This is a genomic window from Methylobacterium sp. J-067, from assembly GCF_022829465.1.
Taxonomy (GTDB): domain Bacteria; phylum Pseudomonadota; class Alphaproteobacteria; order Rhizobiales; family Beijerinckiaceae; genus Methylobacterium; species Methylobacterium litchii.
The window spans coordinates 26,145-52,801 of record NZ_JAKSXZ010000081.1 but is presented as its reverse complement, the minus strand read 5'-3'; the positions used below and the strand labels follow the sequence as shown (position 1 = coordinate 52,801).

Annotated in this window: 27 protein-coding genes; 20 read left to right on the top strand and 7 right to left on the bottom strand. The window is 70.5% G+C overall.

What is annotated here, in order from left to right:
• Nucleotides 1-17 precede the first annotated feature (17 nt).
• From obgE to MKK52_RS08170, 8 genes are all read left to right on the top strand, one after another.
• Complete coding sequence (gene obgE, locus MKK52_RS08205) at nt 18-1,046, top strand: GTPase ObgE (RefSeq protein ID WP_243953312.1); 1,029 nt, start codon at nt 18-20, stop codon at nt 1,044-1,046.
• Nucleotides 1,047-1,195: 149 nt separating this feature from the next.
• Complete coding sequence (gene proB, locus MKK52_RS08200; RefSeq protein ID WP_243953311.1) at nt 1,196-2,311, top strand: glutamate 5-kinase; 1,116 nt, start codon at nt 1,196-1,198, stop codon at nt 2,309-2,311.
• 82 nt (nt 2,312-2,393) lie between these two features.
• On the top strand, nt 2,394-3,692 hold the full coding sequence (locus tag MKK52_RS08195; RefSeq protein WP_243953310.1) for a glutamate-5-semialdehyde dehydrogenase: 1,299 nt from the start codon (nt 2,394-2,396) through the stop codon (nt 3,690-3,692).
• Nucleotides 3,693-3,750: 58 nt separating this feature from the next.
• The gene (locus tag MKK52_RS08190) at nt 3,751-4,320 is read left to right on the top strand and encodes a nicotinate-nucleotide adenylyltransferase (protein WP_243953403.1); all 570 of its coding nucleotides are present in this window, start codon (nt 3,751-3,753) and stop codon (nt 4,318-4,320) included.
• A gap of 195 nt (nt 4,321-4,515) precedes the next feature.
• Nucleotides 4,516-4,857 (top strand): ribosome silencing factor, encoded by a 342-nt coding sequence (rsfS, locus tag MKK52_RS08185; protein WP_243953309.1) that lies wholly within the window; start codon nt 4,516-4,518, stop codon nt 4,855-4,857.
• Nucleotides 4,858-4,869: 12 nt separating this feature from the next.
• On the top strand, nt 4,870-5,364 hold the full coding sequence (gene rlmH, locus MKK52_RS08180) for a 23S rRNA (pseudouridine(1915)-N(3))-methyltransferase RlmH (RefSeq protein ID WP_243953308.1): 495 nt from the start codon (nt 4,870-4,872) through the stop codon (nt 5,362-5,364).
• Nucleotides 5,361-6,689: a murein hydrolase activator EnvC family protein gene (locus tag MKK52_RS08175; protein ID WP_243953307.1), complete on the top strand. Its 1,329-nt coding sequence runs from the start codon at nt 5,361-5,363 to the stop codon at nt 6,687-6,689. The genes rlmH and MKK52_RS08175 overlap by 4 nt, the downstream gene beginning before the upstream one ends.
• Entirely contained in the window at nt 6,689-8,026 is a 1,338-nt protein-coding gene (locus MKK52_RS08170) for a S41 family peptidase (RefSeq protein WP_243953306.1), read from the top strand. Before MKK52_RS08175 ends, MKK52_RS08170 begins: the two co-directional genes overlap by 1 nt.
• 50 nt (nt 8,027-8,076) lie before the next feature.
• Here MKK52_RS08170 and MKK52_RS08165 read toward each other — a convergent pair whose 3' ends face one another.
• On the bottom strand, nt 8,077-8,586 hold the full coding sequence (locus tag MKK52_RS08165) for a ferritin-like domain-containing protein (protein ID WP_243953305.1): 510 nt from the start codon (nt 8,584-8,586) through the stop codon (nt 8,077-8,079).
• A gap of 329 nt (nt 8,587-8,915) precedes the next feature.
• Here MKK52_RS08165 and MKK52_RS08160 point away from each other — a divergent pair, with 329 nt between their 5' ends.
• The 3 genes from MKK52_RS08160 to MKK52_RS08150 all read left to right on the top strand — a co-directional run bounded on the left by MKK52_RS08160 (nt 8,916) and on the right by MKK52_RS08150 (nt 11,394).
• Nucleotides 8,916-10,139, top strand: coding sequence for a divergent polysaccharide deacetylase family protein (locus MKK52_RS08160; protein ID WP_243953304.1), 1,224 nt, complete (start codon nt 8,916-8,918; stop codon nt 10,137-10,139).
• Between the two features lie 62 nt (nt 10,140-10,201).
• On the top strand, nt 10,202-10,741 hold the full coding sequence (locus MKK52_RS08155) for an RNA pyrophosphohydrolase (RefSeq protein ID WP_243953303.1): 540 nt from the start codon (nt 10,202-10,204) through the stop codon (nt 10,739-10,741).
• Nucleotides 10,742-10,764: 23 nt separating this feature from the next.
• The gene (locus MKK52_RS08150; protein ID WP_243953302.1) at nt 10,765-11,394 is read left to right on the top strand and encodes a DUF2939 domain-containing protein; all 630 of its coding nucleotides are present in this window, start codon (nt 10,765-10,767) and stop codon (nt 11,392-11,394) included.
• An 8-nt stretch (nt 11,395-11,402) separates the two neighbouring features.
• Here the strand turns inward: MKK52_RS08150 and MKK52_RS08145 are convergent, their stop codons facing one another.
• Both MKK52_RS08145 and MKK52_RS08140 read right to left on the bottom strand, forming a co-directional pair.
• Nucleotides 11,403-11,786: a photosystem reaction center subunit H gene (locus MKK52_RS08145; RefSeq protein ID WP_243953301.1), complete on the bottom strand. Its 384-nt coding sequence runs from the start codon at nt 11,784-11,786 to the stop codon at nt 11,403-11,405.
• 15 nt (nt 11,787-11,801) lie between these two features.
• Nucleotides 11,802-12,227 (bottom strand): response regulator, encoded by a 426-nt coding sequence (locus tag MKK52_RS08140; RefSeq protein ID WP_243953300.1) that lies wholly within the window; start codon nt 12,225-12,227, stop codon nt 11,802-11,804.
• A 207-nt stretch (nt 12,228-12,434) separates the two neighbouring features.
• Between MKK52_RS08140 and MKK52_RS08135 the strand changes: the two genes are divergently transcribed.
• Both MKK52_RS08135 and MKK52_RS08130 read left to right on the top strand, forming a co-directional pair.
• Nucleotides 12,435-13,103, top strand: a complete 669-nt coding sequence (locus MKK52_RS08135) for a YoaK family protein (protein WP_243953299.1) — start codon at nt 12,435-12,437, stop codon at nt 13,101-13,103.
• Nucleotides 13,100-14,113 carry a WD40 repeat domain-containing protein gene (locus MKK52_RS08130; RefSeq protein ID WP_243953298.1) on the top strand — a complete coding sequence of 338 codons (1,014 nt, stop codon included), beginning with the start codon at nt 13,100-13,102 and terminating at the stop codon, nt 14,111-14,113. Before MKK52_RS08135 ends, MKK52_RS08130 begins: the two co-directional genes overlap by 4 nt.
• Before the next feature lie 4 nt (nt 14,114-14,117).
• Here the strand turns inward: MKK52_RS08130 and MKK52_RS08125 are convergent, their stop codons facing one another.
• Complete coding sequence (locus MKK52_RS08125) at nt 14,118-15,101, bottom strand: GlxA family transcriptional regulator (protein ID WP_243953297.1); 984 nt, start codon at nt 15,099-15,101, stop codon at nt 14,118-14,120.
• Nucleotides 15,102-15,153: 52 nt separating this feature from the next.
• Here MKK52_RS08125 and MKK52_RS08120 point away from each other — a divergent pair, with 52 nt between their 5' ends.
• The gene (locus tag MKK52_RS08120) at nt 15,154-15,864 is read left to right on the top strand and encodes a DJ-1/PfpI family protein (RefSeq protein WP_243953296.1); all 711 of its coding nucleotides are present in this window, start codon (nt 15,154-15,156) and stop codon (nt 15,862-15,864) included.
• A 67-nt stretch (nt 15,865-15,931) separates the two neighbouring features.
• Nucleotides 15,932-16,270 carry a heat shock protein HspQ gene (gene hspQ / locus MKK52_RS08115; RefSeq protein ID WP_243953295.1) on the top strand — a complete coding sequence of 113 codons (339 nt, stop codon included), beginning with the start codon at nt 15,932-15,934 and terminating at the stop codon, nt 16,268-16,270.
• Nucleotides 16,271-16,346: 76 nt separating this feature from the next.
• On the opposite strand, the gene MKK52_RS08110 is transcribed toward hspQ, so the two are convergent.
• The gene (locus MKK52_RS08110; protein WP_243953294.1) at nt 16,347-17,111 is read right to left on the bottom strand and encodes an invasion associated locus B family protein; all 765 of its coding nucleotides are present in this window, start codon (nt 17,109-17,111) and stop codon (nt 16,347-16,349) included.
• A gap of 352 nt (nt 17,112-17,463) precedes the next feature.
• Here MKK52_RS08110 and MKK52_RS08105 point away from each other — a divergent pair, with 352 nt between their 5' ends.
• Both MKK52_RS08105 and MKK52_RS08100 read left to right on the top strand, forming a co-directional pair.
• Nucleotides 17,464-18,681, top strand: a complete 1,218-nt coding sequence (locus MKK52_RS08105) for an AMP-binding protein (protein ID WP_243953293.1) — start codon at nt 17,464-17,466, stop codon at nt 18,679-18,681.
• Between the two features lie 160 nt (nt 18,682-18,841).
• Entirely contained in the window at nt 18,842-19,186 is a 345-nt protein-coding gene (locus tag MKK52_RS08100) for a hypothetical protein (protein WP_243953292.1), read from the top strand.
• 21 nt (nt 19,187-19,207) lie between these two features.
• On the opposite strand, the gene MKK52_RS08095 is transcribed toward MKK52_RS08100, so the two are convergent.
• Nucleotides 19,208-20,449 carry an FAD-dependent monooxygenase gene (locus MKK52_RS08095; RefSeq protein ID WP_243953291.1) on the bottom strand — a complete coding sequence of 414 codons (1,242 nt, stop codon included), beginning with the start codon at nt 20,447-20,449 and terminating at the stop codon, nt 19,208-19,210.
• 142 nt (nt 20,450-20,591) lie between these two features.
• On the opposite strand from MKK52_RS08095, the gene recG reads away from it, so the two are divergent.
• A complete protein-coding gene (recG, locus tag MKK52_RS08090) occupies nt 20,592-22,724 on the top strand; it encodes an ATP-dependent DNA helicase RecG (protein WP_243953290.1) in 2,133 nt (710 codons plus the stop codon).
• Nucleotides 22,725-22,975: 251 nt separating this feature from the next.
• Complete coding sequence (locus MKK52_RS08085) at nt 22,976-23,296, top strand: hypothetical protein (protein WP_243953289.1); 321 nt, start codon at nt 22,976-22,978, stop codon at nt 23,294-23,296.
• 70 nt (nt 23,297-23,366) lie between these two features.
• On the opposite strand, the gene MKK52_RS08080 is transcribed toward MKK52_RS08085, so the two are convergent.
• A complete protein-coding gene (locus MKK52_RS08080; protein WP_243953288.1) occupies nt 23,367-24,158 on the bottom strand; it encodes a DUF502 domain-containing protein in 792 nt (263 codons plus the stop codon).
• A 345-nt stretch (nt 24,159-24,503) separates the two neighbouring features.
• Between MKK52_RS08080 and MKK52_RS08075 the strand changes: the two genes are divergently transcribed.
• Nucleotides 24,504-26,657: a TonB-dependent receptor gene (locus MKK52_RS08075; protein ID WP_243953287.1), complete on the top strand. Its 2,154-nt coding sequence runs from the start codon at nt 24,504-24,506 to the stop codon at nt 26,655-26,657.

The following is a 26,657-nucleotide window of genomic DNA, read 5'->3' as shown; positions in this document are numbered from 1 at the left end:
GACAACGAGACGGTGCCGTGAAATTTCTCGACGAAGCCAAGGTCTACATCCGCTCCGGTGACGGCGGGGCAGGCTGCGTGTCGTTCCGGCGCGAGAAGTTCATCGAGTTCGGTGGCCCGAACGGCGGCGACGGCGGCCGGGGCGGCGACGTCTGGATCGAGTGCGTCCAGGGACTGAACACCCTGATCGACTACCGCTACCAGCAGCACTTCAAGGCTAAGAAGGGCGAGCACGGCATGGGCTCGAACTGCCACGGCGCGTCCGGGGCCGACGCCGTGCTGAAGGTGCCCGCCGGGACGCAGGTGCTCGCCGAGGACGGCGAGACGCTGATCGCCGACATGACCGAGATCGGCCAGCGGGTGCGCCTCGCCAAGGGCGGCAACGGCGGCTTCGGCAATGCCTATTTCACCACTTCCACCAACCGCGCGCCGAAGCACGCCAATCCCGGCCTGGAAGGCCAGGAGATGTGGATCTGGCTGCGCCTGAAGCTCATCGCCGATGCCGCGCTCGTGGGCCTGCCGAATGCCGGCAAGTCGACCTTCCTCGCGAGCGTCACAGCCGCCAAGCCGAAGATCGCCGACTACCCGTTCACGACGCTCCATCCCGGCCTCGGCGTGGTGCGCAACGACCAGCGCGAGTTCGTCCTGGCCGACATTCCCGGCCTGATCGAGGGCGCCCACGAGGGGATCGGCCTCGGCGACAAGTTCCTCGCGCACGTCGAGCGCTGCCGGGTGCTGCTGCACCTCGTGGACGGCACGAGCGAACATGCCGGCAAGGCCTACAAGCTGGTGCGCGGCGAGATCGAGGCCTACGGCCACGGCCTTGCGGACAAGCCGGAGATCGTCGCCCTGTCGAAGGCCGACGCCCTCGACCCGGAGACGCTCAAGAGCCAGGCCGCCAAGCTGAAGCGGGCGGCGGGCAAGGCGCCGCTGGTGCTGTCCTCCGCGAGCCGCAAGGGCGTGCCGGAGGCGCTGCGGGCGCTGCAGGACGCCATCGAGACGGGCCGCGCGGAGGAGGCTCCGGTCGCGGCGGAGTGGCAGCCGTGAGTGACATCAGGGACAGGCTGGGATAATTATCTTGGCTTAAGGTCGCGAGTTTTAAAGCGATGACCAAGTCTCTGATGCCGGCGCTGTAGGCGCTGTTCAAAAGCGCCGTCTTCGGCCACATCTCGGCCGCGCTTTCGTAGACGAGTCCCATGATCCCCGCCCTCGACACCTTCCGCCGCGTCGTCATCAAGGTCGGATCGGCCCTGCTGGTCGACCGTGCCCGTGGCCGCCTGCGCCATGCGTGGCTCGCGGCGTTGGCCGAGGACATCGCCGATCTCCATGCGCGCGGCGTCGACGTGCTGGTCGTGTCCTCGGGGAGCATCGCCCTCGGGCGCACGGTGCTCGGCCTGCCGCCGGGCGCACTGCGGCTTGAGGAAAGCCAGGGCGCGGCCTCGGTGGGGCAGATCGCGCTCGCCCGCCACTGGGCGGAAGCGCTCGGGCATCACGGCATCGTCGCCGGCCAGATCCTCGTGACGCCTCAGGACACGGAGGAGCGCCGCCGCTACCTCAACGCCCGCTCCACGGTGCAGAAGCTGCTCGAACTGCGGGCGGTGCCGGTGGTGAACGAGAACGACACCGTGGCCACCGCCGAGATCCGCTACGGCGACAACGACCGCCTCGCCGCCCGCGTCGCGACAATGATCGATGCCGACGTGCTGGTGCTGTTCTCCGACATCGACGGCCTCTATACGGCGCCGCCGAACACGGACCCGACGGCGCGGCACCTGCCGCTGGTGGAGCGCATCACCCCGGAGATCGAGGCCATGGCCGGTGGCCCGGCCTCGGAGCTGTCGCGGGGCGGCATGCGCACCAAGGTCGAGGCGGCCAAGATCGCGGTGGCCGGCGGCACGCATCTCGTCATCGCGGACGGACGGGCCAAGAACCCGCTGAAGGCGGTGCAGGACGGGGCGCGCTGCACGTGGTTCCTCTCGGGCTCGACCCCCAACGCCGCGCGCAAGACCTGGATCGCCGGCTCCCTCGAACCGCGCGGGAGCCTCACCATCGATGCAGGCGCCGCGAAGGCCCTGGCGGGGGGCGCGAGCCTGCTGCCGGTGGGCGTGCGCGCGGTGGAGGGCAATTTCTCGCGGGGCGACGCGGTGCTGATCCGCGATGCCGAGGGGCGGGCCATCGGGCGCGGCCTCGTCGGCTACGACAGCGGAGAAGCCGCGCTCATCATCGGCCATCCAAGCGCGCGGATCCCGGACTTGCTGAACTATCCCGGTCGCGCCTGGATGGTGCATCGGGACGATCTCGCCATGTTCTAGCGCACGGGGCGGGCCTTGTCGGGGCTCGCCGCGATGTGTCAAGACGACGGCCCCCTCAGCCCCGGAACCCGGAGGCCCCGCCGTGCCCGTCCTGAATCTCAGATCCGATTTCGCGGGCGCGGATTCGCTGCCGGAGCAGATGGCCGCCATCGGCCGCCGGGCGCGGCAGGCGGCGCGCAAGATGGCCCTGGCCTCGGCCCAGACCAAGGACATCGCCCTCCAGCGCATCGCCGAGCGCCTGCGCGCCGACCGGGACGCTATCCTTCGCGAGAACGAGCGCGACGTCACCGCCGCCCAGGAAGCCGGGCAGAGCGCCGCGCTGATCGACCGGCTGAAGCTCGACGGACGGCGGCTCGAATCCATCGCCGAGGCGGTGGAGAAGGTGGGCGCGCTGGCCGATCCGGTCGGGCGGCAGCTCGCGGCCATCGAGCGCCCGAACGGGCTGCTGATCGAGCGCGTCGCCGTGCCCCTCGGCGTCATCGGCGTGATCTTCGAGAGCCGTCCCAACGTCACCGCCGATGCCGGTGCCCTGTGCCTGAAGGCCGGCAACGCCGCGATCCTGCGCGCGGGCTCGGACAGCTTCCGCACCTCCCAGGCCATCGCCCGTGCCATGAGCCAGGGGCTCGAAGAGGCCGGTCTGCCGGCCGACGCGATCCAGATCGTCCCCACCCGCGACCGGGCGGCGGTGGGGCTGATGCTCGCCGGGCTCGACGGCTGCGTCGACGTAATCGTCCCGCGCGGCGGCCGCAGCCTCGTGGAGCGGGTTCAGGCTGAGGCCAAGGTGCCGGTCTTCGCCCATCTCGACGGCATCAACCACGTCTATGTCGACCGCGCCGCCGACCTCGACATGGCGCGCACGGTGCTGCTCAACAGCAAGATGCGCCGGGTCAGCGTCTGCGGCGCCGCCGAGACACTGCTCGTGGACCGGGCCTGCGCCGACACGCACCTGAAGCCCCTCGTCACGGCCCTGCTGGAGGCCGGCTGCGCCGTGCGCGGCGACGCGGCGACCCGTGCCGTCGATCCGCGCGTGACCGAGGCGAGCGAGGCCGATTGGAGCACCGAATACCTCGACGCGGTGATCGCCGCGCGGGTGGTCGACGGGCTCGACGAGGCCATCGCGCATATCGAGAGCTACGGCTCGCACCACACCGACGCGATCATCACCGAAAACGAGGAGGCCGCCCGCCGCTTCCTCGCGGAGGTCGACTCGGCAATCGTCACCCACAACGCCTCGACGCAGTTCGCCGATGGCGGCGAGTTCGGCTTCGGCGCGGAGATTGGCATCGCCACCGGGCGGATGCATGCGCGCGGGCCGGTGGGCGTCGAGCAACTCACCACCTTCAAGTACCGGGTCCACGGTCGCGGCCAGACGCGCCCGTGATCCACACTGCCAACGGCCATGCCTCGTGCGGCTGATTCTGCCGCCGAGCGCGCCCGGCATGCGGATCGGCCTCTATGGCGGGTCGTTCGATCCCGCCCATGAGGGGCATCTCCACGTCTCCAGCACCGCCCTGCGCCGCCTGCGCCTCGACCGGGTGTGGTGGCTGGTGAGCCCCGGCAACCCGCTGAAGGACCGCAGCCGCCTCGCCCCGCTGGCGGACCGTTGCGCCCAGGCCGCGCGGGTCGCCGCCCATCCGCGCATCGCGGTGACGGGGTTCGAGGCGGCGCTCGGGGTGCGCTTCACCGTGCAGACCCTGCGCTATCTCGTGCGGCGGCGGCCGGGGGTGCGGTTCGTCTGGATCATGGGGGCCGATTCGCTGGCGACGTTCCATCGCTGGAAGGGAGCGGCCGAGATCGCCCGGCTGATGCCCATCGCGGTGATCGACCGGCCTGGCTCGACGCTCACGCCCGTCTCGGCCAAGGCCGCCCGGCGGCTCGCCGGGGCGCGGATCCCCGAGGCGGCGGCGACGACGCTGGCCGGGCACAGGCCCCCCGCCTGGGTGTTCCTGCACGGGCCGCGCTCGAAGCTGTCCTCGACCGCGATCCGCGAGAAACGGCGCGGCCGGTAGCCGCCCGGTGCCCCGATCCGGTGCATCCGTCGCACAGACCTGTTGCAATCGCCGTGCGAAGCCGCCACTTTCAGGCGGTAAGGCCGGGAGACGGCCCCACGAGGAATCAGGACGCTGCCCGAGACCCTTCGCACAGAGACCGTGCGCACCGATGCCCCTTCCCGCCCAGGCGCCGAGGACGACGGCCTTGCCCGCGTGGGAGCCCTGAGGGACCTCGCGCTCGGCTGCCTCGACGAGATGAAGGCCGAGGAGACGGTCGAGATCGACCTCGCCGGCAAGACATCGCTGGCCGACACGATGATCATCACCTCGGGGCGCTCGCAGCGCCATGTCGGCTCCATCGCCGACAAGATTATCCAGGAGATGAAGAACCAGGGCTACGGCACCGCCCGCGTCGAGGGCCTGCCGGCCTGCGACTGGGTGCTGATCGATGCCGGCGACATCCTGGTTCACATCTTCCGGCCGGAGGTTCGGGGCTTCTACAACCTCGAAAAGATGTGGGGCGCAGACCGTCCCCTCGGTGTCGCCGCCGGCTGATCGACACCCCCGTTGCGTCTCGTCGTCGCCACGGTGGGCCGGCTGAAGGCCGGTCCCGAGCGGGATTTGGCGTCACGATATCGCGAGCGCGCCGGGCAACTCGGCCGCAGCCTCGGCTTCCCGGCCTGCGACCTCATCGAGATCCCGGAATCGCGTGCGCGACGTGGCGCCGACCGCGCCGCCGAGGAGGCGGCCGCGCTGTTGCCGCTCCTGCCGCCGGGCAGCGCCCTCCTCACCTACGACGAGCGCGGCCGGGCCGACCTGCCGAGCGAGGATCTGGCCCGGCGGATCGCCGCATGGCGCGATGCCGCCAAGCCCGCCCTAGCGGTGGTGATCGGCGGGCCGGACGGGCTCGACGCCTCATTTCGGACGCGGGCGGACCTGATCCTGTCCTTCGGGGCCGCCACCTTGCCCCACGGACTCGTGCGCGTGCTCGCCCTCGAACAGCTTTATCGCAGCCTCACCATCCTGGCGGGCCATCCCTATCACCGCGGCGAGCCGGGGTGAGCGTGGTGCATCGTTCACGGCTGGCGTGGCTCGCCTGCACGGCCCTCCTCGTTCTCGCGCCGGCCCCCGCCCTCCCCCAGGACGCGCCCGATCAGGACAAGATCCGGCAGGCGACCGAGGAGCGCGACCGCCGCGCCGAGAACCTAAAGCGCGTGCAGGATGCCCTCTCGGCGAGCGAGGGCCAGCGGACGCAGTTCGAGAAGGAAATCGCGTCCATCGGCACGGACCGCGCCAAGCTCGACGCGGCCCTGCTCGATGCCGGGCGTCAGGCGCAGGCGACCGAGGAGCGAATGACCCGCCTGGAGGAGCGCCTGAAGGCGATGACCGACAGCGAGGCGGCGATCCGCCGCTCCCTCCAGGCGCGGCGCGGCACGGTGGCCGAGATCCTGGCCGCCCTCCAGCGGATGGGGCGGCGCCCGCCCCCGGCGGTGCTGACGAGCCCGGAGGACGTGCTCGCGGCGATCCGCACCTCCATGCTCCTCGGCGCGGTGGTGCCGGAACTGCGCGGCGAACTCGACACGCTGGCTGCCGACCTCACCGAGATGGTGCGCCTGCGCGATGCCATCGCCCGCGACAAGGAAGGCCTCTCCGCCGACCTTGCCGGCTGGGCGCGGGAGCAGCAGCGCCTGAAGGCCCTAGTGACCGCCCGGCGGGCACGGCAGGCCGAGGTGGAGAGCGGGCTCGCCGCCGAGCGCAGGCGGTCGGCGGAACTCGGCGTCCAGGCCAAGAGCTTGAAGGACCTGCTGGAACGGGTCGAGGGCGAGGTGAGCGCCGCCAAGCGCACGGCCGAGGAGGCCAAGGCGGCGGCCGAGCGCGAGGTGCGCGTGACGCAGGAGCGCTTTGCCGCAGCGGGTTTCCGTGATCCGGCGCGGTTGGCCCCGAAGGTGAGGTTCGCCGAGGCGCGGGGCGAAGTGCCGCGCCCCGTCGCGGGGCGTCTGGTGCGGGCCTTCAACCAGCCGGACGGCAATGGCGGCTCGACGCGGGGCGTTTCCTTCGCTACGCGGCCCAGGGCCACCGTGGCCTCCCCGGCCGACGGTTGGGTCCAGTTCGCCGGTCCGTTCCGCTCTTATGGCCGACTCTTGATCATCAACGCTGGCGACGGCTACTATCTTTTGCTGGCAGGAATGGACCAGATCAGCGTCGAGGTCGGCCAGTTCGTGTTGGCCGGCGAACCATTGGGCTCTATGGGCGAGGGGACGCCCGGACCCGATGGGGATCCGACCCTGTACGTCGAGTTCAAGAAAGACGGCGGCTCCATCGATCCGGAGCCGTTCTGGGCGAAAAGCCCCAATGACAAGGTTCTTGGCGAGAAGGTTCGCGGCTGATGCGCAAGACATCCCTGATTATGCTCGGCGCCTTCCTGGGCGCGGGCACCTCGATGGTGGCCACGCAGACGGAGTTTCTCTCCGGTCCCCGTGCGGTCGCGGCCTCCGCCGAGACCTACCGCCAGCTGAGCCTGTTCGGCGACGTGTTCGAGAAGGTGCGGACGGACTACGTCGAGAAGCCCGACGAGTCGAAGATGATCGAGGCGGCCGTCAATGGCATGCTGACCTCCCTCGATCCGCATTCGAGCTACATGGACGCCAAGGCGTTCCGTGACATGCAGACCACGACCCGCGGCGAGTTCGGAGGCCTCGGCATCGAGGTCACGATGGAGGACGGCCTCATCAAGGTCGTGACGCCCATCGACGACACCCCCGCCTCGAAGGCCGGGCTGCTTGCCAACGACGTGATCACGCAGATCGACGACGATCAGGTCCAGGGCCTCTCCCTGAACCAGGCGGTCGACAAGATGCGCGGCCCGGTCAACTCCCAGGTGAAGCTGAAGATCTCCCGCAAGGAGTCGAAGGACCCGATCGAGGTCACGCTCACCCGCGACACCATCAAGATCAAGCCGGTGCGCTCGAAGGTCGAGGGCAACGACGTCGGCTACATCCGGCTGACGCAGTTCAACGAGCAGTCCTTCGACGGGATGCGCGCCGCCATCGACAAGCTGACGACCGATATCGGCAACGACAAGATCAAGGGCTTCGTCCTCGATCTGCGCAACAACCCCGGCGGCCTGCTCGATCAGGCGGTGATGATCTCCGACGCCTTCCTGGATCGCGGCGAGATCGTCTCCACCCGTGGCCGCAACCCGGACGAGACGCAGCGCTTCTCGGCCAAGTCCGGCGACCTGACCAAGGGCAAGCCGATCGTGGTGCTGGTGAACGGCGGCTCGGCCTCGGCCTCCGAGATCGTGGCCGGCGCCCTGCAGGACCACAAGCGGGCGACCATCATGGGCACCCGCTCGTTCGGCAAGGGCTCCGTGCAGTCGATCATCCCGCTGGGCGGCTCGGGCGCCCTGCGCCTGACCACGGCGCGCTACTACACGCCGTCGGGCCGCTCGATCCAGGCGAAGGGCATCGAGCCCGACGTCGAGGTGCTGCAGGACGTGCCGGACGAGCTGAAGGGCAAGGACGAGACCAAGGGCGAGGCCGGGCTGAAGGGCCACCTGAAGCAAAAGGATACCGACGAGCGGGGTGGATCGTCCGCCTACGTCCCGCCGGATCCGGCCAAGGACAAGCAGCTGATCTCGGCGGTGGACTTCCTGCACGGCATCCAGAAGGGCGCCGCCAACGGGACCCAGGCTCCGCAGCCGAAGCCCAGCCTGCCGAACTAAGACCCGTCACGGCCGGTGCCCGCTTAGCGCGGGCACCGGCTGTCGGTGGACTACCGGTCGGCTTTCTCGCCGCTGGCGGTCAACTGGACGTAGCGCTGCGTGGTCGGCACGATGAGGTCATGGACGCGCTGCGCCATGGCCTTTTCTTCGTCCAGGGACTGGGTGAGCCCGGCCCGATGCGCCGAGAGACCCGCCGCGTCACCGATCGCCAGGAGCGAGGTGTAGGCCGCGATCTCGAAATTCTCGAAGGCGTGGTTCGCGTAGGTGTTCTTCAGGATCTCGTCCTGCGCGGGCGTGTGGCCGAGGGCCATCATGTTGCCGACGAAACCGAGAAACCCCTCCTTGATGACCGAGGGCGACTCGTTGAGGCTGTGAAGCGCCTCCTCGAGTCGGCGGCGCTGCCCGTGGGTCTCGTCGATGTGCTTGCGCAGGGCGTCCGTCATCTCGGGGTAGCGTTCCAGCCGCTCGACCTGCCGCTCCATGATCTGAAGCGCCTGCGTCTCGACGGCGTGAGTATTTTTGAGGGCGGTGACGTAGATCTCTTTCGCGCTGGTGGACATTGTATGGCTCCGCTCCGGGGCTGGGATCGTCGATCGCGGCGTCGTTTTGTCGATGCTTTCACCGAGTGAAAGTTCCCGCCCGAGCTTATCGCCGCATCTGCTTTTGAATATTGCCAAGCATGGTCAAAACAACATAAGTCAACGCGTGCTGATCTATGATAATTGGGTCGCGGTTGTGAGCGGTACGATTGATCGGGCGTGGCGGGAAAGCGTCACGGGATTGAACAGTCGGGCGGCATTAGCGGAACGTTAACCACAACGACCGGCAGATATGGACGAGGATCGCCCGCTGCTCTCGGTTGCGGGATGGCTCCTGCGACGAGTTCCGTGTGACCGAGCCCGCAGACGATATCCTGACCCGGCCCCTCGGGGTCGCCGCAGCCGGCGCCAAGGCGCCGCCGACCGGTCGCGCCGCCGGGCTGATCGCCCGTGCCCGCCAGCCGCGCGTCGCGGCGGGTCTCGGCGCGGGCTGCCTCGTCGCCGCCCTCGGTCTCGTCTTCGCCTTCGGTGATCCGCAGGCCGGCGAGCCCAGCGCGGGGGCGATGATCGAGCTGCGCGATCCCCCTCCGGCGAAGCCCGCGCCCCAGGCGGTCGTCGCCATGCCAACCCCGGACGCAACCGCACCGTTGGCGCAGCGCAGCGCCGAGGAGGTCGAGACCGCCTCCGGCGTGACGGTGGTGCGCCCGCCCGGCTCGGCCCCGAGCGAGGCCGTGGTGATCCGCGTGCCACCCGCCAACGCGCCGCGCCTCGCGGCGGCGCCCGATCCGCGCCTGACGGAACAGGGCCGGCACGGCCTCATGCCCCGCATCGGCGAGGGCCGTCTGCGCGCCCTCGACGTCTATGCCCGCCCCGACGAGCCCGGTACCGGCCCCCGCATCGCGATCCTCGTGACGGGGCTCGGGATCGGCCAATCGGCCACGGCCGCCGCCACCGCCCGCCTGCCGCAGGCGGTGAGCCTCGCCTTCGCTCCCTACGGCAACGAGGTGGAGCGCGCCGCCGCCCGCGCCCGCGATGCCGGGCACGAGGTGTTCCTGCAATTGCCGATGGAGCCCTTCGACTATCCCGACAGCGATCCCGGCCCTCAGGCCCTGCTCACCGCCCTGAAGGGACCGGAGAACGCGGATCGCCTCGCCTGGGTCCTGGCGCGGTTTCCCGGCTATGTCGGCCTCGTCAACCTGATGGGCGGCAAGATGATGGGCGATTCCGCCTTCGAGCCGATCCTGCGGGAGATCGGCGCGCGGGGCCTCGGCTTCGTGGACGACGGCACGGTGCCGAAGTCCCCTCCCCTGGCCAACAAGTCGCGCACGCCCACGGCCCGCGCCGAGATCGTCCTCGACGCGACGCCCCGCCCCGACGCCATCGACGCCGAACTCGCCCGCGCCGAGGGGCTGGCCCGCAGCAACGGCTTCGTCCTCGTCTCGACGGGCGGTTCGCTGATGGCGGTGGACCGCATCGTGCGCTGGGCGCGCGACCTCGACGCGCGGGGCATCCGCCTCGTGCCCGCCAGCGTCGCCCTGCGTGGGACACCGAAACGCGTCTCCAAGGCCGATTGATCGTCGCGCGGGCGTGAATGCGCGTTGCCGCGCCTCGGGGCGCCGGCCTATGGTCGCCCGCGATGGCTCACAACAGCGACTCGAACGACCTGCCCTACCGGCCCTGCGTCGGGATCACCCTGATCGGCCCCAAGGGCGGCGTCCTCGTCGGCCGGCGCCGGCAGGATGCGGGCCCCGAGCATGTCGACGGTCCTCATAGCTGGCAGATGCCCCAGGGCGGCATCGATCCCGGCGAGGATCCCGAGGCGGCGGCCCGGCGCGAATTGTTCGAGGAGACCAACGTCCCGCCCAAGGCCGTGCGGCTGCTCGGCGAGGTGCCGGATTGGCTCGCCTACGACCTGCCGCCCGCGGTGTTGAAGCAGGCCTGGAAGGGCCGCTACCGGGGCCAGACGCAGAAATGGTTCGCCTACGGGTTCGTCGGCACCGAGGACGTCATCGACGTGCTCAATCCCGGCGGCGGGGCGCACAAGCCCGAGTTCGATGCGTGGCGCTGGGCGCGGTTCGATGAGTTGCCGGGGCTGATCGTCCCGTTCAAGCGTCCGGTCTACGAACGGGTCGTGGAGGCTTTCGCCGGCCTGTCCGCCTGGGCGGAGCGGGTATGATCCGGCTCGGTCCGGTCTGAGCCATGCGGCGCTGGCTCGCGATCCCCCTCGCGATCGCGGTCGCGTGGCTCCTGTTTACGCTGAGCCCCCTGTGGTCGCTCTACAACCTCGCGGATGCGGTGCGGCGGCACGATGCTGCCTATGTCGAGACGCACGTCAACTTCCGCACCCTACGGCTGTCGCTGGTCCGCCAGATCGTCGCCGCCGTGCGCGTGGCGACGGACGCCGACGAGGATCTCGACCCGAAGGACCGGCAACGCCTGAACGAAGCGGCCTACGGCCTTGCCCTCGCCCTGGCCGAAAGCCTCGTGACGCCGGATACGGTGATCGATCTGCTGGATGACGGCTGGCCGGAGAAGCTCGACCTGAAGAAGCCGGAGGGCGCGAGGACGACCGGCCTGTCGATCCGCAACGCGGGCCGGCTGATGTCCTATTACGCGGCGGCCGAGATGCGGGGCTTCCGGGCGGTGGTGATCCCGATCCCGCCGGAGGGGCCACGGGCGCAGCGGACCCGGATCCGCCTGCGCCTGCGGGGCTTCACGTGGCGGCTCGCCGACATCGAGATGGCCGACGCCCTGCGGGGCGAGATCGCCGCGAAGCTCGCCCGCGCCCTCGCCAAGGCGAGGATCAACGCAGGCGGCGGAGGGAAGTAGGGGCCGGGCTACTCGGACTTCGGTGCCTTCTCGGGGGCCTTCTCGGCGCCGCCCTTGGGCTTGCGGGCCTCCACCAGGGTCTCGGCCTTGTCCTCGTCGGTGTCGCCACCCTGCTCGATGGTCTTGGCGGGGTCCGACAGGAGCGAGCGGGCGATGCCGAGCAGCACCTCGCACTCGCCGGGATACTTGTAGGTCTCCAGCACGATGGCCGCGTCGCGCAGCGTGCGCAGGTCGCGCACCGTCTGGGCGTTGGCGTCCTTCTGCAGTTCCGCCTTGGCGGCGATCTGTTCCTCGATCTTCGCGCCCTGCACGTCACAGGCGGCGAAGGCAGCCCCCGGCGTCGTCAGCGTGCCGAGCGTCAGGCACAACAGGGCGGTGAGGCGGGGCCGCATGGGTCGTGTGTCCTCTCAGGCGTGGTGGGAATCCGCCGGGCGCAGGATCTCGTTCGTCAGGGCGACGAGCTGGCTCGGACGGTAGGGCTTCGGGACGAAGAGGGATTCCGGCACCGCTTCGCCGGTGGCGAGGCAGGCGCGGCCGCCGGAGGTGTAGACAACGGCCAAGTGCGGGCATTGCTCCCGCGCGTGGCGGGCCAGCACGATGCCGTTCGTGTTGCGGGCCAAGTCGATATCGGTGAAGAGCAGATCCACGCTCTCGCGGGAGAGGATGGCCTCGGCCTCCCAGGCGTCGGCGGCGGTGAGCACCCGGTAGCCCTCGTCCAGCAGCGCCTCGGCGGCAAGCTCGCAGACGGTGGGCTCGTCCTCCACGACCAGCACCGTGGTGGCGGCGGGGGCGAGGTGCGGGACGGCCGGTACGGCGAACGCGAACGGGATCATGACGCAACTCCAACTCACCTGGCCAGGGCATACGGCCCCGGTGTCAGATCGCAGGGGAAACGGAGCCCCGCGGCTCGGCGTTCGCCGGATTTGCATCGAATTGCAGAGGTTAGGTGAGCGTTGCGTTAACCGCGTCGGCGGGGTGGTAAACGGAGGCACCGGTTTGGTTAACGAAGGGTTGACGCGCTGCGTGTGGGAAGCCGGTTCGTGAACCGCAGGTGGCAGTTGGGTGCGGGTCTGGTGCTGACCGCGCTGGCCGGCTACGTCGATGCCCTCGGCTTCGTGCGGCTCGGTGGCCTCTACACGTCGTTCATGAGCGGCAACACGACTCAATTCGCGGTCTATGTCGGGGAGACCGACTGGAACCGGACGCTGTTGCCCCTCGGGCTCGTCGCCTGCTTCCTGGCGGGCGCCATCCTCGGCAGCGTGGTGGCGATCCTCGTGTCCGACCGCTGGGCGACGCCGGCCGTGCTGGCCTTCGAGACGATCCTCATCGCCGCCGCCCTCGCCATCGGCCTGTCCTTCCCGGAGCTGAGCAATGCGAGCCTCGCCCTCGCTGCCGCGATGGGCGCGCAGAACGCGGTGCTCGCCCGCGTGAAGGGGTTCCGCGCCGGCACCACCTTCGTGACCGGCGCCCTGTTCAGCTTCGGCCAAAAGATCGCCGAGGCGTTGACCCGCACCGGCTCGCCGTTCGGCTGGGCCGGCGACGGCGTCGTCTGGCTGTCGCTTCTCGTGGGTGCCCTGTGCGGCGCCCTGGCCTATCAGGCTGTCAACCTCTACGCCCTGGTCCCGCCGGCTCTCGTCGCGGGGCTCTTGGCCTTGATCACCACCCTGATCGTCGCCCGCGCCGGTCCGGCCGCAAAGGTTTCCTCATGAGCTCTTCCATTTCAACCGCCTCGCTCACGAGCCACGTCGCCGACCTGGAACCCGGCGCCCATGCGGTCGCCGCCCATTGGCTCGGCGACGTCCCCTGCCTCGCGCTGGCCGACGGCCATGTCGCCCTGATCCGCGACGGTGACGTGTCCCGCGTGGCGGCCCATCCCGAAGCGGGCGTGCTCGTGGCGGCGGGCGGCCCGGCGCGCCTCGTGACGGGGGGCGACGACGGCCGCGTGGTCGAGACCCGCGCCGACGGCACCACCCGCGAGGTCGCCACCGCCAAGAACAATGCCTGGATCGACGCCATCGCCCTGCACGGGGACGGCGCGGTGGCCTTCTCGGCCGGGCGCAACGTCGTGGCCCTCGACGCCAAGGGACGCGAGAAGACCTTCCAGGCCCCCTCCTCCGCGCGCGGCCTTGCCTTCGGCCCCAAGGGCTACCGCCTCGCGGTGTCCCACTACAACGGCGCGAGCCTCTGGTACCCGAACCTTGAGACCGCGCCCGAGGACCTGTCATGGAAGGGCTCGCATATCGACGTGTCTTGGTCGCCGGACGGGCGCTTCGTCGTCACCACCATGCAGGAGAACTCCCTGCACGGCTGGCGCCTCCAGCCCGACAAGGGCCACATGCGGATGTCGGGCTACCCCGGCAAGGTCCGCTCCCTGTCGTGGTCGTCGGATGGGAACTGGCTCGCTACCAGCGGCGCCGAGGCGGCCATCGTCTGGCCGTTCGATTCCAAGGAGGGCCCGACCGGCAAGCCCCCGCGCGAATGCGGCGTGCGCCCGGCCCGCGTCTCCCGCGTCGCCTTCCATCCGAAGGCGCCCGTGCTGGCGATGGGCTACGAGGACGGCTGCATCCTGCTGGTGCGCTTCACAGATGCGGCGGAACTGCTGGTCCGACCGGCGGTCGCGGGCAGCGGCGTCACCGCGCTGGCCTGGGACGGGCGCGGCGCCCGCCTGATCTTCGGCTGCGGCGACGGCAAGGCCGGTCTCCTCACCCTGCCGGCCTGATCCGTCAGGCCCCGAACCGCGCCCGATAATCCTGCGGCGTCGCGCGGACGTGGCGCAGGAAGGCCCGTCGCATCGTTTCCTCCGTGCCGAAGCCACACTCGCGGGCGATCCGTTTGACCGGCGCCCGCGTCTCCCCGAGCGCCCGCCGAGCCGCTTCGAGCCGCAGGCGCTCGACGCCCTTGGCCGGCGTCATCCCCGTCGCCTCGCGATAGCGCCGGTTGAGGCTGCGCTCGCTCATCCCCGCCTGCACTGCGAGCGCCGGCAGGGAGAGGTCGCGGGCGAGGTTCGCGCCGACCCATTCATGCAAGGCCGCAAACCGGTCCTCCCCGCCCTGGAGCGCCAGGGCGGCGCTGAACTGCGCCTGCCCGCCGGGGCGCTTAAGGAACATCACGAGGTGGCGGGCGATCGCCAGTGCCGCCTCCCGCCCGAGGTCTTCTTCCACCAGCGCCAGGGCGAGGTCGATGCCGGCGGTGACGCCCGCCGAGGTCCAGATCGCGCCGTCCCGCACGAAGATCGGGTCGGCCTCCACCCGGATCCGCGGATGCAGGGCCGCCAGCCTGTCGCAATGCGCCCAATGGGTCGCGGCCCGCCGGCCGTCGAGACGGCCCGTGGCCGCGAGGAGGAACGCTCCGGTGCAGACCGAGGCGACCCGTCGCGCGCGATCCGCCCGCGCCGCGACCCAGGCCACGAGGGCAGGGTCGCCAGACGCCGCCGTGACGCCGGGGCCGCCGGCCACGATGAACGTCTCGATGGGGGCTTCCGTCTTAGGCAACGGCAGGGTCGCGAGGCCGAGACCTGCGGACGCCGACACCGTTTCACCGCCCGGCGCGACCACACGCGGTGCGTAGGGCGGCAGGGCCAAGCCCAGCCGTTCGTTCGCCGTCGCGAAAACCTGCAACGGCCCGGCGACGTCGAGGATCTGGACCTGCTGGAAGGCCAGGATCTCGACGATGCGCGGGCTTGGCGGAAACTGTGGGGTCTTTGGCATTTCGGCCAGACGATGCCCCATTAGGATCGGCGGGTCCAGACAGGAGGCTTCCATGATCCCCCACGACCAGCCGCTCGCCATCGGCTCGCTCCTCTTCGAGGGAATCGACCAGATCGACCTCACCGGCCCGTTCGAGGTGTTCGGGCGGCTGCCCAACTCCACCGTGCGGCTCTACTCACCGGATGGGGCTCCGGTGCGCGACGTGCGGGGCCTGCGTCTCGTGCCGGACGGAGCCATCGCGGAGGCGCCGCAACTCGACGTGCTCCACGTCCCCGGCGGCGCCGGGCAGGAGGCGCTGATGCGCAACGAGGCCGTCCTCGGCTGGCTGCGGGATCAGGCGGCCGGGGCCAGGATGGTGTTCTCGGTCTGCACCGGAGCGCTGATCCTCGGCGCGGCGGGCCTGCTCCGGGGGCGGCGTGCGACGACCTATTGGAGCGCCGTCGATCTGCTCCCGCATTTCGGCGCGACGCCCGTCGATGAGCGCGTGGTGATCGATGGGGACTGGGTCTTCGCGGCGGGCGTCACCGCCGGCATCGACGGGGCCCTGCGCCTCGCGGCGATCCTGCGCGGCGAGGAGACCGCCCGCGCGATCCAGCTGATGATGCAATACGCGCCCGAGCCGCCGTTCGACAGCGGCTCGCCGCACACCGCCTTGCCGGAGACCGTGGCGGCGGTGCGGGCAGCCTCTGCCGTCCTCATCGCCCGCCGCGAGGCTACGGCCCGCGCCATCGCCCACGAATTCGGGATCGTGACAGGGGCGTGAAGCTCACCGCGTCCACGGTGACAGAACCGTCCATCGCGCTTATCTCACGCGGAGGACGGAACGACTGATGACGGACGTGACACTCAAGACCGCAAAATTCGGCATCGGTGCCATCGTGCGGCACAAGGTCTATCCTTTCCGCGGCATCGTGTTCGACGTCGATCCCGTGTTCGACAACACGGAGGAATGGTGGCTCGCGATCCCGGAGGAAGTCCGGCCGCGCAAGGACCAGCCCTTCTACCACCTGCTCGCCGAGAATGCGGAGACGGAGTACGTCGCCTACGTCTCCGAGCAGAACCTCCTGCCCGACACGTCGGGGGAGGCCCTGCGCCATGCCGGGATCAAGGAGATCTTCGAGCGCGACGCCGCCGGCACCTATCGGATGCGCGACCGGGCGACCAACTGAAAAAGGGCCGGGCATTCCTGCCCGACCCTTTCCGGTCGTATCGGGGCGCCTGGGGCGCCCCTTTTGTTATGCTGGCTTACTTGGCGGCGGGGGCCGGCGCGGCGCCCTGCTGCGTCTCAAGCTTCTTGCGCATCTCTTCGCTGCGCTTCTCCAGCTCGGACTGAAGCTTCTTCTGCTGCTCCTCAAGCACCTTCGGGTCCATGGCCGGGCCGTCGAAGGCCTTGCCGAAGCCGGCGAGCGGCACGGCGAAGGTCACTTCGCGCTGGGTCTGGTTCTGCACCGAGACGTTGAGGGTCGTGCCCTTCTTGAGGGCGGCGATCACCGCCGCATCGACGCCGCCAACCTCGGCGAAGCAGCCGTTCGGGAAGCACACGGCGAAGCGGCCGGCGGTGGCGCCCTGACCATCGACGCTGAAGCGGATGCCGGGCTGCAGAAGCAGGCCGAGGGGCAGCAGGAAGCGGACGACGCGGATTTCCTGCTTCTGCGCCGGGTTCTTCATGTCGTAGACGGCGGCGGCCAGCACGGGCTGGCCCTGGTCCGACACGAAGTCGCGGGTCGTGTAGCAGATGTCGGTGCCCGAACCCTGGTCCTTGCCGCACACCTTGGTCCAGTCGGCCTGGCTCGGCTCGGACTTCAGCGTGACGATCTGCGGGCCGGCCTGGGCGGCGGGGGTCTGCGCGGCCGGGGTCTGGCCGGGGGCGGGAGCGGTGGGAGCGGGGGCCTGGGCCGCCGGGGCGGCGGGCTTCTTCGGCTGAGCCGAGGCCGGAACCGTCGCCAGCGCGAGGCCCGCGAGGCCGAGGAAGGCGGCGCGCGCGAACGGCGCGGAGCGGGTGAAGGACATCGGCTCTTATTCCTTAGGGCGTTCGTTACCTGGACGTGGAACCTGCGCGGCGGCTTGCCGAAGCCTCCGGGGAGCGTGCCGCGATGACGATCGCCACTCGAAACCCGGTCGGAACGGTATGGCCGTCGGCCGCTGCGAACCGGATGGATCCACCCGGAGGGCCGGGCGGCTGCTTTCCCTCCGAATGAGGCGAAGGCATGACGCTGTCGTCTCTTGGGCATCCGCGTGCGGACGCGGGCCTCCCTAGGCCGCATGCCGTTCCGCCGCAAGAGGCGCGGCCCGGCGAGCGTCAACGCGGGATTAACCATGCAGGGGGAATGGTGCCCCCGAACGCTGTCCGTCAGGGGGCCGAGTGAGCGCGCACGCGGCGCATTTTCCGTCACAGCCGGCCGACGAGCCGCTGCGGCAGGGGCTGGCCATCGCCCTGATGGCGGCGGCGCGCCTCGCCCCGCAGCGGACACTTCTGCGCGATGCCGGCGACCGCCGCGCGTGGTGCGGCCGGCCCGCGATCACCTGGACCTACGAGGCCGCCGCCGAGATCGTCGGGCGGCTGGCGCGGGGGATCGCCGCATGGCGCCTCGCGCCGGGCAGCCGAATCGGGCTCTTCTTCGCGGGCGGCGCCGAATCTTCCCTCGCCCATCTCGCGGTCGAGGCCGCCGGCCATCTGCCCTGCCCGCTCTCGCCGGTCTGGGAGGGCGAGGCCCTGTCCGCCGCCATCGAATCGGCCGGGCTCGTCGCCGTGCTCACCGAGGGCCGGCGCGGGACGCGGCGCCCGGCGGAGGAACTCGCCTTCACGGCCCTGCGCCATTTCGGCCTGCGCTTCCTCGCCGCCTTCGGGCCGGGCCTGCCCGACGGCGTCATCAGTCTCGACGCCATGGCGCTGGAACGCGGCATCATCGACCCCGCGCCCGGCCTCGGCCTCCTCACCTTCGCCGGCGGCGATCCGCGCCGCCCCGTCCGGCGGGACGCCGCCCTGTTCGGCGCGGCGGTCGCCGCCCACCGGGAGCGCCTGCCCTCCCCGGAACGGGTGCTTACCCTCCTGCCGCCGCACGATTTGCGCGGGCTCGTCACCGGCCTCGGCATGGCCGTGGCCTCGGGCGCGAGCCTTGAAACGCTGATCCCGTTCGATTCGGCCGCCTTCCGGGTCGCCCTCATGCGCCCGGTCCCGACGCGCCTCGTCGTCCCCGCTGCCTTCGAGGCCGCCCTGGCCGAGACGACCCTGCCCTGGACGGTGCGGGCCATCGACATCGTCCACCGGGCGCCCACGCGGATGCCCGTGCCCAGCGCCCGCGACGTGGTGGGGCCACCTTGCCTCGACGTGCTCGTCCTCGACGAGGACGCGATCCTCACCCGCCCCCGCGGCCGGTGGGACATACCGACCCTCGATGAATCACGCGCGTCGGAGGTCCCCCACCCGCTCGTTCGCCGGCCACGGAACGGCCGGCTCCTCTGCCGCGCCGCCCCTTCGCACCGCGATACGGACGATTCGTCCGGCGACGCGATCTGGCAGGAAACCGCCTATTGCGCCCATCAGGCCAAGGGCGTTCTGGCCGTCATCCCCACCCCCTGAACCCCATCCCGGGATCGGTTCAGCCCCCGCTCAGATTGTACGATTCACCTTCGCCGCAGAGTGCGAAAGGTGGATCCAACAGCCTTTTCGTGGGTTTGGCTTAGGTTTCCGAGCGCGGCTATCTTTTCAGCCCGCAACCGATGGGGTATCGCTCAAGCTTATGGTTGCGCTGCAGCAAGTCCTCGTGGTGGATGACGGCGTTCGGGCCGTGGACCACTCGCTCTCCGGCGAGCTTGCCGGGCTGGGTTACGCCAGCGTCACCGCCTCGCTCGAGGCGGCGGACGATGTGCTGGCCGTCATCGCTCCTCCCGCCGCAGTCCTGGTCCAGGCGCCCGCCCGGCGCGATCCGACCTATGCGCGGCGGGCGGCCCGTCTCCGGGCACGGATGCGCGAACGCGGCATCCCCGTCATCCTGATCGGCGAGAACGGCGAGACCCGCAGCGGCGCGCCGGTCGACCTCGCGACGCGGCTGGGTGCCTGCGTGGCGGCCAAGCCCGACTTCTGAACCCAGCGGACGCGGCCGCCCTCAGGCCGACGCCGCCCGCCTGTCAGCCCGCATGAGTTCGGGCGCGCCGAATCGCGGCAAAACCCCTTCCCGCATCACCATCCGCCGCAGCGGCCCGAAATGGGCCATGGCCAGCAGGCCGAGCCCCCGCGCCAGATCCAGCGGCAGCAATTCCGTCAGCAGCGAGCGGTTCAGCGCATCGACAGCGGCCGTGCGCGCCGCGGCATCGATCCGGCGCCCGCCCGCATAGGCCGAGAGCACGGCCCGGCTCCCCGGATCGCGCCCATCCCGATGGGCCCGCGCCACCATGTCCCGCAGCGAGGCCGCATCGCGCAGGCCGAGGTTCAAGCCTTGCGCGCCGATGGGCGGGAAGACATGCGCCGCCTCGCCGATCAGCGCGAGCCGCGCCGCCACCGGAGTCGCGACGAGGAGCCCGCGCATCGGCACGAGGCCGCGCGGCCCGTCGATGCGCATCGTCCCGAGCATCCCCCGCGCCTGCCGCTCGACGGCCGCACCGAGGCCGGCATCGTCCATCGCGGCCAGCCGCTCGGCCTGCCCCTTCCCCGCCACCCAGACGAGGCTGGAACGGAAGCCCCCGCTCATCGGCACCAGGGTGAAGGGCCCGGACCGGGTGTGGAACTCCGTCGAGACGTCGCCATGCGGCTTGGTGTGGGCGAGGATCGTGGTGATCGCCGATTGCGGGTAGGTCCATTCGCGCACGGAGACGCCGCTCGCGGCGCGCAAGGGCGAGCGGCTGCCGTCCGCCCCGATGACGAGCCGCGCCTCGGCCGTGCCGCCATCGGCGAGGGTGATGCGGGAAGCCGCCTCGCCGGGCACGGCCCCCACGGCGTCGCTCTCGATCAGGGTGAGGTTCGGCTGGCTGCGGGCGCAGCGGCGCAGGGCCGCCACGAGGTGGGACGATTCCACGTTCCAGCCGAAGGCGTCGAGGCCGATCTCGGAGGAGTTGAACCGGGCGGGCGGCGGGCGGAACAGGCTGCCGGTGTCGTCCACGATCTGCAGGGTGCAGAGGGGGCTCGCCTTCGCGCCGACCTCGTCCCAGGCGCCGAGGGCCTTCAGGAAGCGGACGGACCCGTCGAGCAGGGCGACGGTGCGCCCATCCGCCACCGGGGCGTGGCGCCCGACGAGGGCCGTCGGCACGCCCGCCTGCGCGCAGGCCAGGGCGGCGGCGAGACCTGCCGCTCCGGCCCCGACCACGGCCACCTCGACCTGCGGCTTCGCTATTCCCGCTGACACGTCCCGCACCGCCTCCGGCCTCCGCTCGGGTCCTATCTGTCCTCCCCGCCGGTCCCTGCCAAGGGCGTGCGACGAGCGGGCGGTCCCCGTCATGAGTGGCATGGCGGCGAAGGCTCCGGTAAGCCCCTCCGGTCTAGCCTCGCCGAAAGCGATGTCCGAACCCAGCCTCCGCCCGAGCCTCCTCGATCCGCTCTTCGCCCCGGCCCGCACCCTGCCGGGCGTCGGGCCGAAGGTCGCGCCGTTGATCGAGAAGCTTCTCGGCTCGCCCGAGCGCGAGGCGCGGATCGTCGATCTGCTGTTCCACCTGCCGCAGGGCGGGGTGTCGCGACGGCTGGTCGGCTCCGTGGCCGAGGCGCCGGCCGGCGAGCCCGTCACCATCGGCGTGACGGTGGTGGGCCACCGCCCGCCCACGGTCGGCGCGGGCCGGCGCCCGCACCGGGTGGTGACGGAGGACGCGACAGGTGAGGTCACGCTCGTCTTCTTCGGGATGCCAAGGGCGCGGGTCGAGAAGATGCTGCCCCTCGGCTCGCACCGCTACGTCTCTGGCAAGATCGATGTCTGGGAGGGGATGCGCCAGATGGTGCATCCGTCCCGCATCATGGACGAGGCCGGGCTCGCGGACCTGCCCGCCGTCGAGCCGGTCTACGGCGCCACCGAGGGACTGACCTCGCGGGCGATCAACAAGCTCGCCGTCGCCGCCCTCGACAAGCTGGCCCCCCTGCCGGAATGGCAGGACCCGGCCTGGCTCGCCAAGAACCGCTACCCGCCCTTCGCCGACGCCCTGCGCGCCGAGCACCGCCCGGAGGACGTACCGCCCCGCCCGGCCGACCCGCTCCAGCCGGCGCCCGTGACCCCCGCCCGGCGGCGGCTCGCGTATGACGAACTCCTGGCCTCGCAACTGGCGCTCGCCCTCACCCGCGCCCGCCAGCGGCGGAAGGCGGGCCGGGTGAACGCGGGGGATGGACGCCTCGTCGCGCGGCTCACGGCCGATCTGCCCTTCGCCCTCACCGGGGCGCAGCGGCGGGCGGTGGACGAGATCCGCACCGACCTCACCGAGCCCCGCCGGATGCTGCGCCTGCTCCAGGGCGATGTCGGCTCGGGCAAGACGGCGGTGGCGCTCCTCGCCATGGCCTCGGCGGTGGAGGCCGGGCGGCAGGCCGCCCTGATGGCGCCGACCGAGATCCTGGCCCGGCAGCATTTCGAACGTCTCGTGCCCATGGCCGGCGCCCTGCGCCTGCGCCTGATGACCGGCCGCGACAAGGCTGCCGAGCGCCGGACGACCCTCGCCGACCTCGCGGCGGGGGAGATCGACATCCTCGTCGGCACCCATGCCCTGTTCCAGGAGGCCGTGACCTTCCGCGATCTCGGCCTCGCCGTGGTCGATGAGCAGCACCGCTTCGGCGTCCACCAACGGCTCGCCCTCGGCGCCAAGGGCGAGGCGGTGGACTTCCTCGTGATGACCGCCACGCCGATCCCGCGCACCCTGGCGCTGACCTTCTTCGGCGACATGGACGTCTCGGTCCTCGACGAGAAGCCCGCCGGGCGTCAGCCGATCCGCACGGTGACGATGTCGACCGACCGCCTGGACGAGGTGGTGGCCGGGCTCGGCCGGGCCATGGCGCAGGGCGAGCGCGTCTACTGGATCTGCCCCCTGGTGGAGGAATCCGAGTTCGTGGACCTCGCGGCGGCGGCCGAGCGGTTCGAGGACCTGAGGCAGCATTTCGGCGGGGTCGTCGGGCTGATCCACGGCAAGATGCCGGGGCCGGAGAAGGACGCCGCCATGGCCCGCTTCGCGGCGGGCGAGACGACGCTGCTGGTCTCGACCACCGTGGTCGAGGTCGGCGTCGATGTCCCCCAGGCGACGATCATGGTGGTGGAGCACGCCGAACGCTTCGGCCTCGCTCAGCTGCACCAGCTGCGGGGCCGCGTCGGGCGCGGCGCCAAGGCGTCGTCCTGCTTGCTGCTCTACCGCGGGCCGCTCGGGCAGGTCTCGCGGGCGCGGCTAGAGATGATGCGCGAGACCGAGGACGGCTTCCGCATCGCCGAGGCCGATTTGAAGCTGCGCGGCGAGGGCGAAGTGCTCGGTACCCGCCAATCGGGCATGGCCGCCTTCCGTCTCGCCCGGATCGAGAGCGACGGCGACCTTCTGGAGACCGCCCGCGACGATGCTAGGCTCGTGGTGGAGCGCGATCCGCGCCTCGAAAGCCCACGCGGTCAGGCCCTCCGGGTGCTGCTCTACTTGTTCGAACGGGAGGCCGCGATCCGGCTGATCGGGGCTGGTTGAACGGGTTCGTTCAGAAAACCGACAGGATCGAAATGTGCGGAAAATTACTGCACAATTGGTCGGATCGCGACGGACGCTCCGAGATAGATGAGCAATGACAAGGACTTATAAATTTCCTGTCAAGCTGGCGCGGTCGTTCAGGCAAGCTTCAGGTAGGCTAAGACCTTGCATCCGACACAATCGTCCCTTAACTCCAGATGAACGAAAGGCCCGGTACGCCGGGTCGTCACGGACGAATCTGGAGGACGGACATGTCGAACGGACTGTTCCAGCACCTGCCGGGCTCCAACGAGATGGCCGGCCACTTCGCGCTCCCCAATGAGCCGTGGTTGATGCCCATCTCGGATCGGGAGACCGTCGCGAACCGGACTGCGGACGAGCTTCAGGCCGCCGTGAAGCGGGCGTCTCGCCCGTTCTGGATCGCCGCCAATGGCCTCGTGGTGGCCCTCGGGCTCGCGCTCACCGTTCAGGCGAGCACGGGCTGGATGGCCCCCGCACAGCGCACCACCGTCTCGGTGGCGCAGGCGACCCCGCCGACCATCGCGCCCCAGCAGGCTTCCCTGCAGCGCTGATCGGCTCAAAGGGTCCACGACGTTTCGTGAAGGGCCGCCCCATCCGCCGGATGGGGCGGCCCTTCGCGTGTCAGGCATCCTCCGGCGCCGCGTGCCGCGTCTCGGCGGGGTGGGGGCCCGGGGCATGGGTGGAACGCAGGGTCGCCGCCATGGCGTTGAGCCGCGCCTGCGGATCCTCCGGCTGGATGACGCCCGCCGACATCACGAGCTTGGCCGCGTCATCGACGCTGATCGGCACTTCCACCACCTCCGAGCGCGGCAGGTAGAAGAAGAACCCCGTCGTCGGGTTCGGGGCGCAGGGCAGGAACACGCCCACGAGGTCGCCCCCTGACACGCCCCTACCTTGCAGGGCGTTCTCCACCTCCGGCGCGGCCGGCGCGGAGAGGAACACCACGGACCACGTGCCCTTCACCGGGAATTCCACCAGCCCCACGGTGCGGAACGAGGTGCCGTTCGCCGAGAACAGCGTCTCGAAGATCTGGCGCAGCCCCTTGTAGAGGCCTGAGATGACGGGGGTGCGGGCGAGCAGCACCTCCCCGAACTCGATGATCGACCGGCCGACGAGGTTGGCCGTGAGGAAGCCGAGGAGCGTCACCGCCAGGAAGGCGATGACCAGGCCGATGCCGGGAATCGAGAACGGCAGGTAATGGTCCGGCAGGTAGCTCGCCGGGATCAGCGGCTTCACGAAGGAATCGATGAGCGCGATGATCCACCACGTGATGTAGGCGGTGATGGCCAGGGGCCCCGCAACGATCACGCCGGTGAGGAAGTAGGTCCGCAACCGCCCTCGGGCGCTCACCCGCCGTTTCGGCGCGGCCGGATCGATGTCCGGGGACGGGATCGGGGGAAGACTCGACGCCACGACTGCCCTCTCGGCCGCAGGCTACCGGGGGACCCGGCCCAAGGGTGGCGGGGCCCCCCGCCGGGAGAGGTAGCGGTTGCGCCTGCCGCGCTCAAGGGCCGGCGCCGCATGGCTCGGTTTTCATCGCGCACGATCTTATTAGGCAGGTGTCGAACGATGAGCCTCGCCGTTGTCGTGTGTATGTTGTCTGGAATTGATCTAATTCACCTTTGTTGTGTTTGAGGAACACGGGTCGGCAATAGATGGAAACCCAGAACTAAACGCCGTTACTCGGTTGATCCGGGAAGCGTGGCCGCAGAAGACGCGACAGGGCGCGCGTGCCGCGCCGCTTCGAGTCGATGAGCCATGTCCCGCCCGTGTCAGCGCCGTTCCCCCTCTCGGGTCCGGCTTCCCCTCGGCCTCGCCCTGGCGGCGGCGAGCCTCGGCCCGGTACGGGCGCAACCGGCGCCGAGCGAGGTCGTCCTTGAGGAACTGAGCGTGGTCGGCCAGGGCGGTCCCGTCCCCGAGAGCGCCACCGGGCCGGTCAGCGGCTACCGCGCCACCCGCTCCGCCACCAGCACCAAGACCGACACGGCCTTGCGCGACTCGCCGCAGACCATCAACGTCGTGCCCCGACAGGTGATCGGCGATCAGCAGGATCTGCGGCTCACCGATGCGGTCACGAACGTCAGCAACGTCGTGCCGGGCAGCACCGTCCAGGGCCGCTCGCAGAACTACATCATTCGCGGCTTCAGCACGCAGGTCTTCGCCGTCGATGGCGTGCTCATCAATCCGGCCATCGCCTTCTATCCGGTTGAGCGAGACCTCGCGAATGCCGAGCGGGTGGAAGTCATCAAGGGGCCGGCCTCGGTGCTGTTCGGCCGGGGCGACCCTGGCGGCGTCGTCAACATCGTCACGCGGCGCCCGACGCTGGAGCCCTCCGGCGAACTCTCGGTGCTCGGCGGCGGCTTCGGCCTGCGCCGGGTGCAGGGCTCCGTGTCGAGCGCGCTGCTCGAATCCGACACCCTCGCCGGCCGGATCAGCTTCGCCGCGCAGGAAGATCCGACCTTCCGCAACATCGGCGACAACACCAATTCCAGGTACTTCATCGCCCCGGCGATCAGCTGGACGCCGACGCCCGACACGCGGGTCTACCTCAACTCCGAGTTCACGAAGCAGTACAGCCAGTACGACGAGGGGCTGATCGCCTTCCGGGGACGGGTGCCGCTGGACGACGTCGGCCGGTATTACGGCACGCCGTGGTCGCGCTATTATGGCGAGGTCAATTCCACGACGCTGCGCATCGAGCACGACGTCAACGAGAACCTGACCCTGCGCCAGATCGTGAACGGGCAATGGGGCGTGTTCCACGTCTTCGCCTCCCGCGCCACGGGGGTGAACGCCGCCGGGACGACGGTCGCCCGCCGGGAATCGACGGTCGATTCGACTTTCGCGGCGGTGGATACCCAGAGCGAGGCGGTGCTGAAGTTCGACACGTTCGGCTTCAGTCACACGGCGCTGCTGGGCTTCGAGTACACGAACGGGTTCCGCCACCCCTATTCGCTTCAGGGTGTCCTACCCTCGACCAGCTTCCTGAACCCGATCCTCGCCAACGCCTCGCCGGTGGGCCTCAGCCTCCAATCGGATTTGAAACAGAAGCTCGAACTGTTCGGCTTCTACCTGCAGGATCAGATCGCCCTCACGCCGCAATTGCAGCTCGTGATCGGCGCCCGGTTCGACCTCGGGTCGCAGTTCTATTTCAGCCGCACCACGGCCTCGCGGACCATCCCGCCGGATCAGGACTTATTCGGCGCCTCGCCCCGGATCGGCCTGATCTACCGGCCCTTCGAGCCGCTGACCTTCTACGCGAGCTACGCCACCTCGTTCGCGCCGCAGACGGCGAATGTCCTGAACGTCGCCAACCCCGCGCCGGAGACCGGCGAGCAGGTCGAGATCGGCACCCGCATCGACATCCTGCCGACCCTGACCCTCTCCGGCTCGGCCTTCCGCATCACCCGCGACAACGTCGCCGCCACCGATCCGGCGAACACCGGCTTCTCGGTCATCACCGGGCAGCAGCAATCACAGGGGTTCGAAGCGGACCTCGCGGGGGAGATCCTGCCGGGCTGGAACGTGATCGGCGGCGTCGGCTTCCTCGACGCGAAGATCACCCGCGACACCACCTTCGCCGTCGGCAACCGCCTCGTCGGCGTGCCGACCTTCAGCGGCAGCGTCTGGACCACCTACGAGTTCCGCGAGGGCTGGCTGCGCGGCCTCGGCCTCGGGGCGGGCGTCACCTATGTCGGCCAGCGGACGGGCGACCTCAACAACAGCTACTCCGTCGGCGCCTATGCCCGCGTGGACGCCGCCCTCTGGTACGATTTCGACGAGCGCTGGCGTCTCTCGGTCAACCTGCGCAACCTGACGGACGCGCGCTACATCGAGCAGCCGTTCAACCAGTTCAACAATGCACCGGGGGCGCCGTTCTCGGCCATCGCCGCGATCCGCGTGAAGCTGTAG

Bases quoted from the DNA above. Each gene is read 5' to 3' on its own strand.
- MKK52_RS08155 (WP_243953303.1), top strand. From the start codon at position 10,202: ATGGCTCACAACAGCGACTCGAACGACCTGCCCTACCGGCCCTGCGTC.
- MKK52_RS08125 (WP_243953297.1), bottom strand. From the start codon at position 15,101: ATGCCAAAGACCCCACAGTTTCCGCCAAGCCCGCGCATCGTCGAGATC.
- MKK52_RS08085 (WP_243953289.1), top strand. From the start codon at position 22,976: ATGTCGAACGGACTGTTCCAGCACCTGCCGGGCTCCAACGAGATGGCC.
- proB (WP_243953311.1), top strand. From the start codon at position 1,196: ATGATCCCCGCCCTCGACACCTTCCGCCGCGTCGTCATCAAGGTCGGA.
- MKK52_RS08130 (WP_243953298.1), top strand. From the start codon at position 13,100: ATGAGCTCTTCCATTTCAACCGCCTCGCTCACGAGCCACGTCGCCGAC.
- MKK52_RS08075 (WP_243953287.1), top strand. From the start codon at position 24,504: ATGTCCCGCCCGTGTCAGCGCCGTTCCCCCTCTCGGGTCCGGCTTCCC.
- MKK52_RS08145 (WP_243953301.1), bottom strand. From the start codon at position 11,786: ATGCGGCCCCGCCTCACCGCCCTGTTGTGCCTGACGCTCGGCACGCTG.
- MKK52_RS08165 (WP_243953305.1), bottom strand. From the start codon at position 8,586: ATGTCCACCAGCGCGAAAGAGATCTACGTCACCGCCCTCAAAAATACT.
- MKK52_RS08110 (WP_243953294.1), bottom strand. From the start codon at position 17,111: ATGTCCTTCACCCGCTCCGCGCCGTTCGCGCGCGCCGCCTTCCTCGGC.
- hspQ (WP_243953295.1), top strand. From the start codon at position 15,932: ATGACGGACGTGACACTCAAGACCGCAAAATTCGGCATCGGTGCCATC.
- MKK52_RS08190 (WP_243953403.1), top strand. From the start codon at position 3,751: ATGCGGATCGGCCTCTATGGCGGGTCGTTCGATCCCGCCCATGAGGGG.
- MKK52_RS08140 (WP_243953300.1), bottom strand. From the start codon at position 12,227: ATGATCCCGTTCGCGTTCGCCGTACCGGCCGTCCCGCACCTCGCCCCC.
- MKK52_RS08170 (WP_243953306.1), top strand. From the start codon at position 6,689: ATGCGCAAGACATCCCTGATTATGCTCGGCGCCTTCCTGGGCGCGGGC.
- MKK52_RS08120 (WP_243953296.1), top strand. From the start codon at position 15,154: ATGATCCCCCACGACCAGCCGCTCGCCATCGGCTCGCTCCTCTTCGAG.
- MKK52_RS08100 (WP_243953292.1), top strand. From the start codon at position 18,842: ATGGTTGCGCTGCAGCAAGTCCTCGTGGTGGATGACGGCGTTCGGGCC.
- recG (WP_243953290.1), top strand. From the start codon at position 20,592: ATGTCCGAACCCAGCCTCCGCCCGAGCCTCCTCGATCCGCTCTTCGCC.
- MKK52_RS08150 (WP_243953302.1), top strand. From the start codon at position 10,765: ATGCGGCGCTGGCTCGCGATCCCCCTCGCGATCGCGGTCGCGTGGCTC.